This is a genomic window from Erwinia sp. LJJL01 (assembly GCF_047300805.2).
GTDB classification, from domain to species: Bacteria; Pseudomonadota; Gammaproteobacteria; order Enterobacterales; family Enterobacteriaceae; genus Erwinia; species Erwinia aphidicola.
In genome coordinates, this window is the sequence record NZ_CP178576.1 from 2,143,183 (window position 1) to 2,158,051 (window position 14,869).

Here is a 14,869-nt window from a genome sequence, read left to right on the forward strand (position 1 = left end):
TAACTTTCATTTTAATCAGCGACATTAATCACACTAAAGAGCGCCGTTATTCCTTACAGTAGCGCTTAATTACTATCCCCGCTTTCCGCGACAGGAGTTTGAAATGGCACATTCTGACGTTTTCCATCTTGGCCTCACTAAAGCCGATCTCCAGGGCGCGACGCTGGCCATCGTGCCTGGCGACCCGGAGCGCGTAAAGAAAATTGCTGCCCTGATGGACAATTCTGTCCACCTGGCTTCACACCGTGAATTTACCACCTGGCGCGCCGAGCTTTCCGGTAAGCCGGTGATCGTCTGTTCGACCGGTATCGGCGGTCCTTCGACGTCTATTGCCGTGGAGGAGCTGGCGCAGCTCGGCGTACGCACCTTCCTGCGCGTAGGTACCACCGGTGCTATTCAGCCGGACATCAACGTTGGCGATGTGCTGGTGACGACCGGTTCCGTACGTCTCGACGGTGCCAGCCTGCACTTTGCGCCGCTGGAGTTCCCGGCGGTAGCGGATTTCACCTGCACCACCGCGCTGGTCGATGCGGCGAAAGAGGCCGGCGCGCGCACCCACATCGGCATCACTGCTTCATCTGATACTTTCTATCCGGGCCAGGAACGTTACGACACCTGGTCAGGCCGGGTGGTGAGCCGCTTCCAGGGGTCGATGAAAGAGTGGCAGGAGATGGGCGTGCTGAACTATGAAATGGAGTCCGCTACCCTGCTGACCATGTGTGCCAGCCAGGGGCTTCGCGCCGGAATGGTCGCTGGGGTGATTGTTAACCGTACCCAGCAGGAGATCCCGGATGCGGAAACCATGAAAAAAACCGAAAGCGATGCGGTGAAAATCGTGGTTGAGGCTGCACGCCGCCTGATCTAAATTTCTCACTTTGCGGGCAGCGTCTGAAAGCTGCCCGCAAACCGCAACCGCCCCCTCATTTATCTGCGTACCCTCTCCAAAATTTCTCCTAAGCCCGTGAGCAAGTTGCTTTTTATCTGGACATTTATACAGTGCGCCTCTATTTTTCCCCTGTCAGGGTTTCAGCAGGAGAAGCAGGGTGGATCCAACAATCGTTTATAGCGCAGGTATCGGTCTGGTCGGGCTACTGGCAGGGTGGCTGTTCGCCTCTTATCGCAGCCAGCAGCAGCTGGCGAAGGGCGAGACGGAGCGACAGCTGCTGTTACAGGCGTCTGAGCAGGCGCAGGCTGAACGTCAGCGCTTACAGCAGCAGCTTGAGGCCCAGTTACTTGTCCATAAGCAGAGCGAGCAGGAGCTGCGCCAGCTGCACGCTGCGCATGCCGCAGCCGGTGAAAAGCTACAGCACCTCGATCACTGGCGCGCAGAGAGCGACCAGCTCACGCGTGAATTGCGCACTCAGCTGGAGATCAACAGCGCCCAGGAGGCGGAGCTGCGTGAAGTTACCATCCGCCTGGAAGAGACGCGCATGGCGGCTGAAGAGAAGCAGCGCCTGCTGGTCAACAGCGAGCAGCGCCTTAATGCGCAGTTTGAAAACCTGGCAAACCGAATTTTTGAAAACAGCGGCCGTCGCGTCGATGAACAGAACCGCCAGAGCCTGAATGGGCTGATTACGCCGCTGCGCGAACAGCTGGAGGGCTTCCGCCGTCAGGTGCAGGAAGGTTTCGGTCAGGAAGCGCGCGAACGCCATACGCTTTCTCACGAAATTCGTAACCTGCAGCAGCTCAATGCCCAGATGGCGCAGGAAGCGATTAACCTCACCAAAGCGCTGAAGGGCGATAACAAAACTCAGGGCAACTGGGGGGAAGTGGTACTCAGCCGGGTGCTGGAGGCTTCCGGCCTGCGCGAAGGTCATGAGTATGAGACTCAGGTGAATATACAGCTGGAACAGAGTGGCCGCATGCAGCCGGATGTCATTGTGCACTTGCCGCAGGGCAAAGACGTAGTGATCGACGCCAAGATGACGCTGGTGGCCTATGAACGCTACTACAATGGTGAAGATGAAGCCGGGCGTGAAGCGGCGATTAGCGAGCACATCGCCGCCATCCGCAGCCACCTGCGGGGCCTTAGCCGAAAAGATTACCAACAATTGCCCGGTTTACGCTCGCTGGATTATGTGTTGATGTTTATCCCGGTGGAGCCGGCCTTTCTGCTGGCTATCGACCGTCAGCCAGAGTTGATCAACGAGGCGCTAAACCTCAATATCATGCTGGTCAGCCCGACCACGCTGCTGGTGGCGCTGCGCACGATCAACAACTTATGGCGCTATGAGCATCAGAGCCGTCATGCCCAGCGCATTGCCGACCGGGCCGCCAGGCTCTATGACAAAATGCGCTTATTCGTTGACGATATGAGTGCTATCGGCCAGAACCTGGATAAAGCTCAGGATAGCTACCGTCAGGCGATGAAAAAGCTGTCGGAAGGGCGCGGCAACCTGATTGCGCAGACGGAAGGCTTCCGCCAGATGGGCGTTGAGATCAAACGCCCGATAAATCCTCGTCTGGTCGAGCAGGCGCTGCCCGCGGAACAGGGGGAGGAAGATGACGCTGCCGGGGAAGCAGAAAGTGAAGAATTTTCTCCTGCCGCAATGCCACACCGCATCAATGAATAAGCGAGTGGCAAGTGCCTGGTCTGCGTGACTCTGGTACACTTGGCAAATATTTGATTGTAGAGCAGGCAAAACAAATGGCAGATGAATCAAAGGACACCACCCACTTCGGCTATCGCACGGTAGCGAAAAACGAAAAGGCCGAGATGGTGGCTGATGTTTTCCATTCCGTTGCGGCCAAATATGATCTGATGAATGACCTGATGTCTATGGGCATCCACCGCATCTGGAAGCGTTTTACCATCGACTGCAGCGGCGTGCGCCGTGGGCAGCGCGTACTTGATTTAGCAGGCGGCACCGGCGATCTCACGGCAAAATTCTCACGTCTGGTCGGTGAGACCGGTGAAGTGGTGCTGGCCGATATCAACAGCTCAATGTTGAAAGTGGGCCGTGAAAAGCTGCGCAACAAAGGCGTCATCGGCAACGTAAATTACGTTCAGGCCAATGCCGAAGCACTGCCGTTCCCGGATAACTACTTTGACTGCATTACTATCGCTTTTGGTCTGCGTAACGTGACCGAAAAAGAGAAAGCGCTGGCCTCGATGTTCCGGGTGCTGAAGCCGGGCGGGCGTCTGCTGGTGCTGGAGTTCTCCAAGCCGCAGTTCGAACTGCTGAACAAAGCCTATGACGCTTACTCTTTCCACATCCTGCCGCGTATTGGCGAGCTGGTGGCGAAAGATGCAGGTAGCTACCGCTACCTGGCAGAATCCATCCGAATGCATCCCGATCAGGAAACCCTGAAGCAGATGATGATGGACGTTGGCTTTGAAAACACCACGTATCACAATCTGACGGGCGGCATTGTTGCCTTGCACCGCGGATTTAAGTTTTAAGCAGGAAAACGCATGACATTAACGCCGCTGTTAACTGCCAGTCTGGAGAGCGCGCTTAACCAGATTTTATACCGCGATCGCGGCCTGAAGGCGGCGCGTCAACGTCTTAACGGGCGTAGCCTTGCTATCGTTCTTGCGGAACTGCAACAGCCCGTCACCTTCGTCTTCAGTGAAAACCAGGTGGATGTGATAGGTGCGTGGGGTGACACGCCAGACTGTACGGTGAAAACCCGTCTGGCAACCTTGCCCAAACTGCGCGACCGCCAGCAGCTGACGGCCCTGATCCGCAGCGGCGAGCTGGAGGTGGAAGGTGACCTGCAGCTGGTGCAGCAGTTCTCTGCACTGCTGGACCTCGCAGAACTCGACCCGGCGGAATATCTTGCCCCGTGGATTGGCGACATAGCTGCGCAAGGGCTGACAAAGTTTGCCCGCCGTGGTTTCAACGCGCTGCGCCGTGATGTCGAGCGTAAGCAGAGTTATCTGGGCCAGACGCTGACGGAAGAGTGGCGGCTGGCACCGGGTAAGCTCGAGCTCGCCTGGTTCAGTGAAGAAGTGGATGCCTTAACCCGATCGTTGGATGCCCTTGATGCCCGAATTAATCAGCTGGAGGTCAAATGACCTTCGGTGAACTGCGTCGTCTCTACCTGATTATCCGCGTTTTTCTCAGCTACGGCCTGGATGAACTGATCCCCAAAACCCGCCTGACTTTACCCATTCGCCTGTGGCGCAAATGCCTGTTCTGGATGCCAAATCGCCACAAAACTCAGCCGCTGGGCGAGCGTTTGCGTCTTGCGCTGGAGCAGCTCGGGCCGGTGTGGATCAAGTTTGGTCAGATGATGTCGACCCGCCGCGATCTGTTCCCGCCACATATCGCTGACCAGTTGGCAATGTTGCAGGACCGCGTGGCGCCGTTTGATGGTGCCAAAGCGTTGAAGCTGATTGAACATTCACTCGGTGCGCCAATTGAAAGCCAGTTCGACGACTTCGAGATCGTCCCGCTGGCTTCCGCCTCGATTGCTCAGGTTCACACGGCGACGCTGAAAGAAAACGGTCGCGAGGTGGTGATCAAAGTGATCCGCCCTGACATTCTTCCGGTCATTAAAGCGGATATGCGCTTGATCTACCGCCTGGCCCGCTGGGTGCCGCGCCTGCTGCCTGATGGCCGCCGTTTGCGCCCGCAGGAAGTGGTCGCCGATTATGAAAAAACGCTGCTGGATGAACTGAATCTGCTGCGCGAAGCCGCGAACGCCATTCAGCTGCGGCGTAACTTTGACAACAGCAGAATGCTGTATGTCCCAGAAATCTATTCCGATTACTGCAGTGAAAATATGCTGGTTATGGAGCGTATTTATGGCATCCCGATCTCTGATGTGGTGACGCTGGAGCAGCACGGTGTCAACATGAAGCTGCTGGCCGAGCGCGGCGTGCAGGTGTTCTTTACCCAGGTGTTCCGCGACAGCTTCTTCCATGCGGATATGCACCCGGGCAATATTTTCGTCAGCTATGAACACCCTGAAGATCCGCAATATATCGGCATTGACTGCGGTATCGTCGGCTCGCTGAACAAAGAAGATAAGCGCTACCTGGCGGAAAACTTTATCGCCTTCTTCAACCGCGATTATCGCAAAGTGGCTGAACTGCACGTCGATTCAGGCTGGGTGCCGCCGGATACCAATGTTGAAGACTTCGAGTTCGCCATTCGTACCGTGTGTGAGCCGATCTTCGAGAAGCCGCTGGCAGAGATCTCTTTCGGCCACGTGCTGCTTAACCTGTTTAACACTGCGCGACGTTTCAATATGGAAGTGCAGCCGCAGCTGGTACTGTTACAGAAGACGCTGCTGTATGTTGAAGGCGTCGGCCGCCAGCTTTATCCACAGTTGGATCTCTGGAAGACAGCCAAGCCGTTCCTTGAAGACTGGATTAAAGACCAGATCGGCATTCCCGCTATCGTGCGTGCACTGAAAGAGAAAGCGCCGTTCTGGGCAGAGAAGATGCCGGAGCTGCCGGAGCTGTTTTATGACAGCCTGCGGCAGCATAAGCAGCTGCGTCACAGTGTTGACCGCCTGGCAAGCGATCTCAAAGGGGAGAGGACCAGGCAGCATCAGTCACGCTATCTGTTTGGCGTGGGTGCCACGCTCCTGCTGAGCGGAACGGCTATTTTGCTGACGCGCCCTGAGTGGGATATGTTCTCCGCCGCCCTGATGGCTGCAGGTGCTGTCGCCTGGCTGATAGGTTGGCGCAGAACAAACTGATTGTCATGAAAGGTAAATAGGCAGTTTATTGTGCGTGGGTGGGGTTTGCGCATCGTCAGCACGACATAAGCTGTTATATACTCGAAATTCGCATCAATTATTGATATCAGAGGTAATAATGGGTGGCATTACACTTCCACATTTGTTGATCATCGCCGTACTGGTTGTCCTGCTGTTCGGTACTAAGAAACTGCGTTCGCTGGGTTCTGACCTCGGTTCATCTATCAAAGGCTTTAAAAAAGCCATGAGCGATGAAGACGACAAGGAAAAGGACAAAGCGAATGCTGATGATGCTGACTTCAACGCTAAACTGGCGGACAAACAGCATACTGAAGCAAAAAAAGAAGACGTTAAGAACGACAGGGTATAAACCGTGTTCGACATAGGCTTTAGTGAGCTGGTACTGGTATTCGTTATTGGCCTGGTGGTTCTGGGTCCGCAGCGTCTACCTGTAGCGGTTAGGACAGTGATGGGCTGGATCCGCGCACTGCGTTCGCTGGCGACCAGCGTGCAGAATGAACTGGCGCAAGAGCTGAAAATTCAGGAGCTGCAGGATGGCCTGAAGAAAATCGAACAGGCGAGCAAAGACAGCCTCTCCCCTGAGCTTAAAGCCTCGGTGGAGGAGCTGAAGCAGACGGCTGACTCGATGAAACGCTCTTACCTCGGTGATAATGAAAAAGCTGACGATGAAGCGCACACCATTCATAACCCGCTGGTAAAAAACCCGCAGGAATCCCATGAAGGCGTGACGCCAGCCGAAGCGGACCATCAGGCCAGCGCGCCAGCACAGGCTCCGGTCACCGTGACCCAGACCGCCGCGACGCCGCAGCCTGAAGTCAGCCCTGAGCCGGCTGTACCCGCTGAACCAAGAGCCCCCGTGAATTCCACTCAAGCGAGCGATAACGTAAAACATGGCAGTTGAAGATACCCAACCGCTTATCAGTCATCTGATCGAGCTACGTAAGCGCCTGCTGAACTGCATCATTGCTGTTCTGGCAATATTTCTGTGCCTGGCTTACTTCTCCAACGATATCTACCAGCTGGTTTCCGCACCGCTGATTAAGCAGATGCCTGCGGGCGCCAGCATGATTGCCACCGATGTTGCCTCGCCATTCTTTACGCCGATTAAGCTGACAATTATTGTCTCGCTGTTCCTGTCGGTACCGGTGATCCTCTATCAGGTCTGGGCATTCGTTGCGCCTGCGCTATATCGCCACGAGCGCAAGCTGGTTATGCCGCTGCTGTTTTCCAGTTCATTCCTATTCTACCTGGGGATGGCTTTCGCCTACTTTATTGTCTTCCCGCTGGCGTTTGGCTTCTTCGCCAAAACCGCGCCTCAGGGCGTACAGATTGCCACCGACATCAATAACTATCTCGACTTCGTGATGACGTTATTTATGGCGTTTGGTGTGTCGTTTGAAGTGCCGATTGCTATCGTGCTGCTGTGCTGGACCGGTGTGACCACGCCAGAAGATCTGCGCGCTAAGCGCCCTTATGTGCTGGTCGGTGCGTTCGTCGTCGGGATGTTGCTGACGCCGCCGGACATCTTCTCCCAGACGCTGTTAGCCATCCCGATGTACTGCCTGTTTGAAGTCGGGGTTTTCTGCGCACGCTTCTATGTGGGTAAAAATCGTCGCGACGGAGATGAAGAAGAGCAGGACGCCGAATCGGAGTAATTGCCGCGAACGGCTGCCTCTGGCAGAACATATTGAGTTTACTAACCGCCCGTCAGGGCGGTTACTGTTTGGAAGAGACTATGTTTGATATTGGTGTGAACCTGACCAGCACGCAGTTTGCTAAAGATCGTGCTCTGGTGGTGAAACGTGCGCGCGAAGCGGGCGTTGAAGGCATGTTGATTACCGGGACCAGCGCGCTGGAGAGCCAGCAGGCCTGCAGTCTGGCGCAGCAGCACCCGGACTATTGCTGGTCCACTGCCGGCGTGCATCCACATCACGCCAGCGAGTGGTCGGCGGAAACCGCGTCAACCTTACGCCGCCTGGCAGAGAATCCACAGGTCGTCGCCATTGGCGAATGTGGCCTGGACTTCAACCGCAACTTCTCTGACCCGCAACAGCAGGCCTACGCGTTTAACGCGCAGCTGGAGCTGGCGGCTGAGCTGGCGCTGCCTGTTTTCCTGCACTGCCGGGAAGCGCACCAACGTTTTATTGAGATCCTTGAACCCTGGCTGACAAAACTTCCGGCGGCGGTGCTGCACTGTTTTACCGGCACGCGTGAAGAACTGGAATCCTGCCTGTCGCTGGGATTGTCGATTGGCATTACTGGCTGGGTATGTGATGAGCGGCGCGGGCAGGAACTGCGTGAGCTGATGCCATTGATCCCGGCAGAGCGCCTGCTGCTGGAAACCGATGCACCGTGGCTACTGCCGCGTGATATGCGCCCGCGCCCGGCGACGCGCCGAAATGAGCCCTGCTTCCTGCCGCATATCGTTCAGCAGGTGGCGCTGCTACGGGGTGAGGATGCACACACCCTGGCGCAGCAAACGGCGCTGAATGCGCGCACGTTGTTCCGGCTTTAAGGGGTGAAGTCTGTCGCTGAGAAGAGTGACGCTCTTGCGGATGAATTACAGTTTTTGAAACTGGCGATTGCCAACGCTGCGAACCACCTGCTTATTAAGCAGGTTAAGCAACAGCATCGACCGGGCTTCACCATCGGGCTCGGTAAAGATTGCTTTTAATCCTTCAAATGCCCCTTCGGTTATGATCACGGTATCACCGGGCTGCGGCAGGTCGTGATCGATAACAATTTCTACCGGGTCATTTTGCAGCGCGGTGATCACATCCAGCGGCACGGTGGCGGGCTGGTTTCCAAAGCGGACAAAATGGCTTACGCCACGCGTTGCGCTAATGGTGGTGGTGTGGATGGATTCCGGATCAAACTCAATAAAAAGATAGTTGGGAAATAGCGGCTCGCTGACCTGAGTACGTTTTCCGCGCACGGTTTTCTCTAAAGCAATCATTGGGCTAAGGCAATGCACGGCCTGACGCTCAAGATGTTCTTTCGCGCGCAGCAGCTGACCTCGTTTGCAATAAAGTAAATACCAGGATTCCATAACGTCACTTTCCAATTATCTGGCCGATAAGGATAGCAAAATCGCTCACATAGATATAGCGGGATTGGCAGTAACCGCGGGTTTTCACGCGCGTTCTTATTAACGAAACGCATAACCCTATGGCTTTAAATTAGCAATAATAAGCCGCGCCGTTTGCCAATATACGCGCTATTTGAATTTGACGTCATCTGGCAAGTTGTATCAGTATCCAGCTCTGTCTATTGGCAACGTTGAACAGGCGAAAGTGGAACTGTTCCTGCTGCGTAATGACAAAATGGCGCATGGTGAGCCGCAGGTGCCGTTCCACTGCGGCTAAACTTCATAACAAAACTAACGACGAGCGCAGGATCGGCACTATAATGACCGACTCACTGACCGTACTGATGGAAAGTCATGAAATACCACGACTTACGCGACTTCCTTTCTCTGCTTGAACAGCGTGGGGAATTAAAACGCATCAAACACGAGATCGATCCCGATCTGGAAATGACCGAAATTGCCGACCGCACGCTGCGTGCCGGCGGCCCGGCGCTGCTGTTCGAAAACCCCAAAGGTTACGACATGCCGGTGCTGTGCAATCTGTTTGGTACCCCGGATCGCGTGGCGATGGGCATGGGCCAGGAAGATGTCAAAGCGCTGCGTGAAGTTGGCCGCCTGCTGGCCTTTCTGAAGGAGCCGGAGCCGCCGCGCGGTTTTCGCGACTTCTTCGACAAAATGCCGCAGTGGAAACAGGTGCTTAATATGCCGACCAAACGGCTGCGTAATGCGCCGTGCCAGGAGCAAATCTTCGAAGGAGATGAGGTGGACCTGAACCGCATCCCGGTGATGAAATGCTGGCCGGATGATGCGGCCCCGCTGGTCACCTGGGGGCTGACGGTCACCCGTGGGCCACTTAAAGAGCGGCAGAACCTCGGTATTTATCGCCAGCAGGTGATTGGCAAAAACAAACTGATTATGCGCTGGCTGTCACACCGTGGCGGCGCGCTGGACTTCCAGGAGTGGTGCCAGCAGCATCCGGGCGAACGCTTCCCGGTTTCGGTAGCATTAGGCGCTGACCCGGCCACTATTCTGGCGGCCGTCACACCGGTGCCGGATACCCTGTCGGAATATGCTTTTGCTGGCCTGCTGCGCGGGACCAAAACCGAAGTGGTGAAATGCGTTTCTAACGATCTTGAAGTTCCCGCCAGTGCTGAAATTGTGCTGGAAGGCTACATCGAGCCGGGCGAAATGGCGCCGGAAGGACCCTACGGTGACCACACGGGTTACTATAATGAAGTAGACAGCTTCCCGGTGTTCACCATCACGCATATCACGCAGCGCCGCGATGCTATCTATCATTCGACCTATACCGGGCGTCCGCCGGATGAACCTGCGGTGCTGGGCGTGGCGTTGAATGAAGTGTTTGTGCCGATCCTGCAAAAGCAGTTCCCGGAAATTGTGGATTTCTATCTGCCGCCAGAGGGCTGCTCTTATCGCCTGGCCGTGGTGACGATCAAGAAACAGTATGCCGGGCATGCCAAACGCGTCATGATGGGCGTCTGGTCTTTCCTGCGGCAGTTTATGTACACAAAATTTGTTATCGTTTGCGATGACGACGTTAATGCGCGTGACTGGAACGATGTGATCTGGGCCATCACTACGCGCATGGATCCGGCTCGTGATACGGTACTGATCGAGAATACGCCGATCGACTATCTCGATTTTGCCTCACCGGTTTCCGGCCTGGGGTCAAAAATGGGGATGGATGCGACTAATAAATGGCCTGGCGAAACGCAGCGCGAGTGGGGCACGCCAATCCGTAAGGACCCGGCGGTGACTGCTCGCATTGATGCGATTTGGGATGAGTTAGGCATCTTGAGTGATACACCAGCGCGCTGAAGCGCTGGCGGTCAAATGATAATGACGACCCGACAGAGGGAACGCATGACAACCTTAAGCTGTAAAGTGACCTCAGTAGAGGCGATTACCGATACCGTGTACCGCGTACGACTGATCCCGGAGGCGGATTTCAACTTCCGCGCCGGTCAGTACCTGATGGTCGTGATGGACGAGCGTGATAAGCGTCCGTTCTCACTGGCTTCTACGCCGATGGAAAAAGATATTATCGAACTGCATATCGGTGCTTCCGAGCTGAATCTGTATGCGATGGCAGTCATGGAGCGCATTCAGCAACAGCGTCAGATCACCGTAGATATTCCTCACGGTGACGCGTGGCTGCGCGAGGAGGGCGATCGCCCCCTGGTGCTGATTGCAGGCGGTACCGGTTTCTCCTATGCGCGTTCTATTCTGCTGACCGCACTGTCGCAGCAGCCGGATCGCCATATCGCCATTTACTGGGGCGGGCGCGAGCTGAAGCACCTGTATGATTTGGATGAACTGAACGCGCTGGCAGTTAAGCACCCGAATCTGCAGGTGATACCGGTTGTTGAGCAGCCGGAAGAGGGCTTCACCGGTCGTAACGGCACCGTGCTGACTGCCGTAATGCAGGATTATACCAGCCTTGCCGGGCACGATATCTATATTGCCGGTCGTTTTGAAATGGCGAAAATTGCCCGTGAGCGTTTCTGTGCCGAGCGTGGCGCACTGGAAGCGCACATGTTTGGCGATGCCTTTGCCTTTATCTGATGGTTCAGGGGGCTGCAATGCTGCCCCCGCAGGATAAAAAAACCGCCCTGACGGGCGGTAAATTAGCAATAAAACTGCCAGATCAACGTATCACAGACGCTCGAAAACCGTCGCGATCCCCTGGCCCAGGCCAATACACATTGACGCTAAACCAAACTGTGCATCGCGGCGCTCCATCAGATTAAGCAAGGTAGTACTGATACGTGCTCCCGAGCAGCCCAGTGGATGCCCTAACGCAATGGCACCGCCGTTCAGATTGACCTTCTCATCCAGTTGCCCCATCAGCCCCAGATCTTTAATGCACGGCAGTACCTGCGCAGCAAAAGCCTCGTTCAGCTCAAAAATATCGATATCTGCAGCGCTCAGCCCGGCGCGTTTCAGCGCCAGCTGCGAGGCCGGAACCGGGCCGTAACCCATAATCGACGGATCGCAGCCCACGACTGCCATCGAGAGAATACGTGCGCGCGGCTTCAGGCCCAGCTCCAGCGCACGGGATTCGCTCATAATCAGCATCGCGGCTGCACCGTCGGAAAGTGCCGAACTGGTACCTGCCGTCACGCTGCCGTTAACCGGATCAAATGCCGGGCGCAGTGCGGCCAGGCTTTCAACGGTGGTTTCAGGGCGGATTACCTCATCAAAGTCATAGCGTTTGAGGACGCCGTCGGCGTCGTGCCCGGAGACCGGGGCGATCTCATTGGCGAAATGCCCAGCCTGGGTAGCGGCAGCTGCACGCTGATGCGAACGGGCAGCAAACTGATCCTGCATTTCACGGCTGATACCGTGCAGGCGTGCCAGCATTTCTGCGGTCAGTCCCATCATGCCTGCGGCTTTTGCTACGCTGCGGCCCAGGCCAGGGTGGAAATCCACGCCGTGATTCATCGGCACATGGCCCATGTGCTCCACGCCGCCGATCAGACAGGCGCGGGCGTCACCGACCATAATCATGCGCGCCGCATCGTGCAGCGCCTGCATGGATGAACCACACAGGCGGTTAACGGTGGTGGCAGGAACGCTGTGAGGGATTTCCGCCAGCAGCGCGGCATTACGGGCAATATTGAACCCCTGCTCCAGCGTCTGCTGCACGCAGCCCCAGTAAATATCATCCAGCGAGGCGGCTTCCAGCGCCGGGTTACGGCTCAATAGGCTACGCATCAGATGGGCGGAGAGATCCTCAGCGCGCACGTGGCGGAAGGCTCCCCCTTTCGAACGGCCCATCGGCGTGCGGAGGGCATCAACGATGACTACTTTTTCCATTTTGCTTTCCTCACGCAGTTTTCAGAGTGGCGTCAGCCAGGGGGGTTGCCTGTGGATACCAGCTGGCACGTTGCGCCGCCTTGTCACGCAGTGCCTCCGGCACCTGATACAGCGCACCCAGTTCGGCAAAAGGTTCGGCACCCGCGACAAAAGTATCGCTGCCCAGGGTATCCAGATAGCGGAATGCTCCGCCGTGGAACGGAGGAAAACCGAGGCCATACACCAGCGCCATATCGGCTTCCGCCGGGCTGGCAATGACGCCCTCTTCAAGGCAGCGCACCACTTCATTAATCATCGGGATCATCATGCGGGCGATAATTTCCTCATCGCTGAACACCCGTTTCGGCTGGCAGACGCTCTGCAGCAGACGATCGGTTTCGCTATCGCCGACCTTTTTCGCTTTGCCTTTGCTGTCGGTTTCCCAGCGCCAGAAGCCCTGCTGATTTTTTTGTCCATAGCGTTTAGCGTCGAACAGCACATCAATGGCATCGCGGTAATCTTTCTTCATACGCTGAGGGAAGCCATCGGCCATCACGCTTTGGGCATGGTGCGCAGTATCAATACCGACCACATCGAGCAGCCACGACGGGCCCATTGGCCAGCCAAACTGTTTTTCCATCACCCTGTCGATTTGGTGAAAATCGGCACCGTCGCGCAGCAGCAGGCTGAAGCCGGCAAAGTAGGGGAACAGCACGCGATTGACGAAGAAGCCTGGGCAGTCATTCACCACAATCGGCGTTTTGCCCATTTTGCTGGCCCAGGCAACCACTTTGGCGATGGTCGCATCGGCAGTTTTGTTACCGCGGATCACTTCAACCAGCGGCATACGCGGTACCGGGTTAAAGAAGTGCATGCCGCAGAAGTTTTCCGGGCGGGTTAAGGCTTCCGCTAACTGGCTGATGGGAATAGTTGAGGTGTTCGATGCCAGAATCGTATCCGGGCGAATATGACTTTCCGTCTCCGCCAGCACGGCGGCTTTGATCCTGGGATTTTCCACTACCGCTTCCACCACCACATCGACGCGGTCAAAACCGGCATAATGTAGCGTTGGCTGAATGGTGCTGATGACGCTGGCCAGCTTCATGCCGTCGATTTTGCCGCGCGCCAGCTGTTTGTTCAGCAGCTTGGCAGCCTCGCCCATGCCCAGCGCCAGCGATTTCTCACTGATATCTTTCATCATCACCGGCACGCCTTTCCAGGCCGACTGATAAGCAATACCGCCGCCCATAATCCCGGCGCCCAGCACGGCTGCCTGTTTGGGTGTTTCCACATCGCGCGTCAGTTTTTTCGCTTTGGCTTTCACTGCCTGATCGTTAAGGAAGATGCCAACCAGCGCCCGCGCTTCATTAGAACGCGCCAGCGGAACAAAAGCGGCGGTTTCCAGCTGTAATGCTGCATCACGACCCATCCCGGCGGCGGCTTCAATGGTTTTGACCGCGGTGATTGGCGCCGGATAGTGTTTCCCGGCGGTCTGCATCACCAGCGCTTTGGCCGTGCTGAAGCTCATTGCCGCTTCGATTTTGCTCAGCTTCAGCGGCTCCAGCTTCGGCTGGCGGCGTTCACGCCAGGCCTGTTGACCCGCAATCGCCTCTTTTAATACGCTTAGCGCTGCGGCGTGTAGTTTTTCTGCTGCGACCACGGCGTCCACCAGGCCCAGCTTCAGCGCCTGAGCAGCATCGATATCTTTACCGGCAGCGATAATTTCCAGCGCGCTATCCGCCCCTAACAGGCGTGGCAGGCGTACCGAACCACCGAAGCCCGGCATAATACCCAGTTTGGTTTCTGGCAGACCGATGCGCGTGTCCGGCGTGGCGATGCGGAAGTCTGTGGCCAGCACGCATTCGCAACCGCCGCCGAGCGCATAGCCGCTGATGGCGGAAACTGTCGGAACCGGCAGATCCTCCAGACGGTTAAAGATACCGTTGGCAAAGGCCAGCCACTGCGTCAGTTTTTCGGCCGGTGCCGCAAACAGAGAAAGAAATTCTGTAATATCGGCACCGACGATAAAGGCCGATTTGCGCGAGCTGAGTAGCAGCCCGCGCAGCTGCGGCTGCTGTTCCAGCACGGTAAGCGCGTCGCCCAGGCTGGCGACGGTTTGGGTATCCAGCTTATTGACCGAGCCGGGGGCATCAAATACCAGTTCGGCTATGCCGTCTTCCAGCCAGTCGAGGGAAAGGGTTTCGCCTTGGTAGAGCATGTCTGTCTCCTGAGCCGCGATTAAGGGATCTGGTCATACCAGATGATCGTGAGTGTGGGAGCGATGTT

General features: G+C 56.3%; 14 protein-coding genes. 11 read left to right on the forward strand and 3 right to left on the reverse strand.

Going from position 1 to position 14,869, the window contains the following annotated elements; translation table 11 throughout:
* Positions 1–103: 103 nt before the first annotated feature.
* From udp to tatD, 9 genes are all read left to right on the forward strand, one after another.
* The gene (gene udp, locus ACLI4M_RS10785) at positions 104–865 is read left to right on the forward strand and encodes a uridine phosphorylase (RefSeq protein WP_133622245.1); all 762 of its coding nucleotides are present in this window, start codon (positions 104–106) and stop codon (positions 863–865) included.
* 178 nt (positions 866–1,043) lie between these two features.
* Positions 1,044–2,573: a DNA recombination protein RmuC gene (gene rmuC / locus ACLI4M_RS10790; RefSeq protein WP_133622244.1), complete on the forward strand. Its 1,530-nt coding sequence runs from the start codon at positions 1,044–1,046 to the stop codon at positions 2,571–2,573.
* 74 nt (positions 2,574–2,647) lie between these two features.
* Positions 2,648–3,403 (forward strand): bifunctional demethylmenaquinone methyltransferase/2-methoxy-6-polyprenyl-1,4-benzoquinol methylase UbiE, encoded by a 756-nt coding sequence (gene ubiE / locus ACLI4M_RS10795; protein ID WP_048914387.1) that lies wholly within the window; start codon positions 2,648–2,650, stop codon positions 3,401–3,403.
* Between the two features lie 12 nt (positions 3,404–3,415).
* Positions 3,416–4,021: a ubiquinone biosynthesis protein UbiJ gene (ubiJ, locus tag ACLI4M_RS10800; RefSeq protein WP_133622243.1), complete on the forward strand. Its 606-nt coding sequence runs from the start codon at positions 3,416–3,418 to the stop codon at positions 4,019–4,021.
* Positions 4,018–5,655 (forward strand): ubiquinone biosynthesis regulatory protein kinase UbiB, encoded by a 1,638-nt coding sequence (gene ubiB / locus ACLI4M_RS10805; protein ID WP_048914389.1) that lies wholly within the window; start codon positions 4,018–4,020, stop codon positions 5,653–5,655. Before ubiJ ends, ubiB begins: the two co-directional genes overlap by 4 nt.
* Before the next feature lie 118 nt (positions 5,656–5,773).
* Positions 5,774–6,025: a twin-arginine translocase TatA/TatE family subunit gene (gene tatA / locus ACLI4M_RS10810; RefSeq protein WP_133622242.1), complete on the forward strand. Its 252-nt coding sequence runs from the start codon at positions 5,774–5,776 to the stop codon at positions 6,023–6,025.
* A gap of 3 nt (positions 6,026–6,028) precedes the next feature.
* Complete coding sequence (gene tatB, locus ACLI4M_RS10815; RefSeq protein ID WP_133622241.1) at positions 6,029–6,577, forward strand: Sec-independent protein translocase protein TatB; 549 nt, start codon at positions 6,029–6,031, stop codon at positions 6,575–6,577.
* Positions 6,567–7,331 carry a Sec-independent protein translocase subunit TatC gene (gene tatC / locus ACLI4M_RS10820; RefSeq protein ID WP_048914392.1) on the forward strand — a complete coding sequence of 255 codons (765 nt, stop codon included), beginning with the start codon at positions 6,567–6,569 and terminating at the stop codon, positions 7,329–7,331. The genes tatB and tatC overlap by 11 nt, the downstream gene beginning before the upstream one ends.
* Before the next feature lie 80 nt (positions 7,332–7,411).
* Positions 7,412–8,191, forward strand: coding sequence for a 3'-5' ssDNA/RNA exonuclease TatD (tatD, locus tag ACLI4M_RS10825; protein ID WP_133622240.1), 780 nt, complete (start codon positions 7,412–7,414; stop codon positions 8,189–8,191).
* A 45-nt stretch (positions 8,192–8,236) separates the two neighbouring features.
* On the opposite strand, the gene rfaH is transcribed toward tatD, so the two are convergent.
* Positions 8,237–8,725 carry a transcription/translation regulatory transformer protein RfaH gene (gene rfaH / locus ACLI4M_RS10830; protein ID WP_048914394.1) on the reverse strand — a complete coding sequence of 163 codons (489 nt, stop codon included), beginning with the start codon at positions 8,723–8,725 and terminating at the stop codon, positions 8,237–8,239.
* A 393-nt stretch (positions 8,726–9,118) separates the two neighbouring features.
* On the opposite strand from rfaH, the gene ubiD reads away from it, so the two are divergent.
* Together ubiD and fre are read left to right on the forward strand one after the other, a co-directional pair.
* A complete protein-coding gene (gene ubiD, locus ACLI4M_RS10835) occupies positions 9,119–10,603 on the forward strand; it encodes a 4-hydroxy-3-polyprenylbenzoate decarboxylase (protein ID WP_099753785.1) in 1,485 nt (494 codons plus the stop codon).
* 45 nt (positions 10,604–10,648) lie between these two features.
* Positions 10,649–11,350: an NAD(P)H-flavin reductase gene (fre, locus tag ACLI4M_RS10840; protein ID WP_048914396.1), complete on the forward strand. Its 702-nt coding sequence runs from the start codon at positions 10,649–10,651 to the stop codon at positions 11,348–11,350.
* A 90-nt stretch (positions 11,351–11,440) separates the two neighbouring features.
* On the opposite strand, the gene fadA is transcribed toward fre, so the two are convergent.
* Positions 11,441–12,604, reverse strand: coding sequence for an acetyl-CoA C-acyltransferase FadA (gene fadA / locus ACLI4M_RS10845; protein WP_133622239.1), 1,164 nt, complete (start codon positions 12,602–12,604; stop codon positions 11,441–11,443).
* A 10-nt stretch (positions 12,605–12,614) separates the two neighbouring features.
* The gene (gene fadB / locus ACLI4M_RS10850) at positions 12,615–14,801 is read right to left on the reverse strand and encodes a fatty acid oxidation complex subunit alpha FadB (protein ID WP_133622238.1); all 2,187 of its coding nucleotides are present in this window, start codon (positions 14,799–14,801) and stop codon (positions 12,615–12,617) included.
* Positions 14,802–14,869: the final 68 nt, after the last annotated feature.

Bases quoted from the DNA above. Each gene is read 5' to 3' on its own strand.
- udp (WP_133622245.1), top strand. From the start codon at position 104: ATGGCACATTCTGACGTTTTCCATCTTGGCCTCACTAAAGCCGATCTC.
- ubiE (WP_048914387.1), top strand. From the start codon at position 2,648: ATGGCAGATGAATCAAAGGACACCACCCACTTCGGCTATCGCACGGTA.
- ubiJ (WP_133622243.1), top strand. From the start codon at position 3,416: ATGACATTAACGCCGCTGTTAACTGCCAGTCTGGAGAGCGCGCTTAAC.
- ubiB (WP_048914389.1), top strand. From the start codon at position 4,018: ATGACCTTCGGTGAACTGCGTCGTCTCTACCTGATTATCCGCGTTTTT.
- tatA (WP_133622242.1), top strand. From the start codon at position 5,774: ATGGGTGGCATTACACTTCCACATTTGTTGATCATCGCCGTACTGGTT.
- tatC (WP_048914392.1), top strand. From the start codon at position 6,567: ATGGCAGTTGAAGATACCCAACCGCTTATCAGTCATCTGATCGAGCTA.
- tatD (WP_133622240.1), top strand. From the start codon at position 7,412: ATGTTTGATATTGGTGTGAACCTGACCAGCACGCAGTTTGCTAAAGAT.
- rfaH (WP_048914394.1), bottom strand. From the start codon at position 8,725: ATGGAATCCTGGTATTTACTTTATTGCAAACGAGGTCAGCTGCTGCGC.
- ubiD (WP_099753785.1), top strand. From the start codon at position 9,119: ATGAAATACCACGACTTACGCGACTTCCTTTCTCTGCTTGAACAGCGT.
- fre (WP_048914396.1), top strand. From the start codon at position 10,649: ATGACAACCTTAAGCTGTAAAGTGACCTCAGTAGAGGCGATTACCGAT.
- fadA (WP_133622239.1), bottom strand. From the start codon at position 12,604: ATGGAAAAAGTAGTCATCGTTGATGCCCTCCGCACGCCGATGGGCCGT.
- fadB (WP_133622238.1), bottom strand. From the start codon at position 14,801: ATGCTCTACCAAGGCGAAACCCTTTCCCTCGACTGGCTGGAAGACGGC.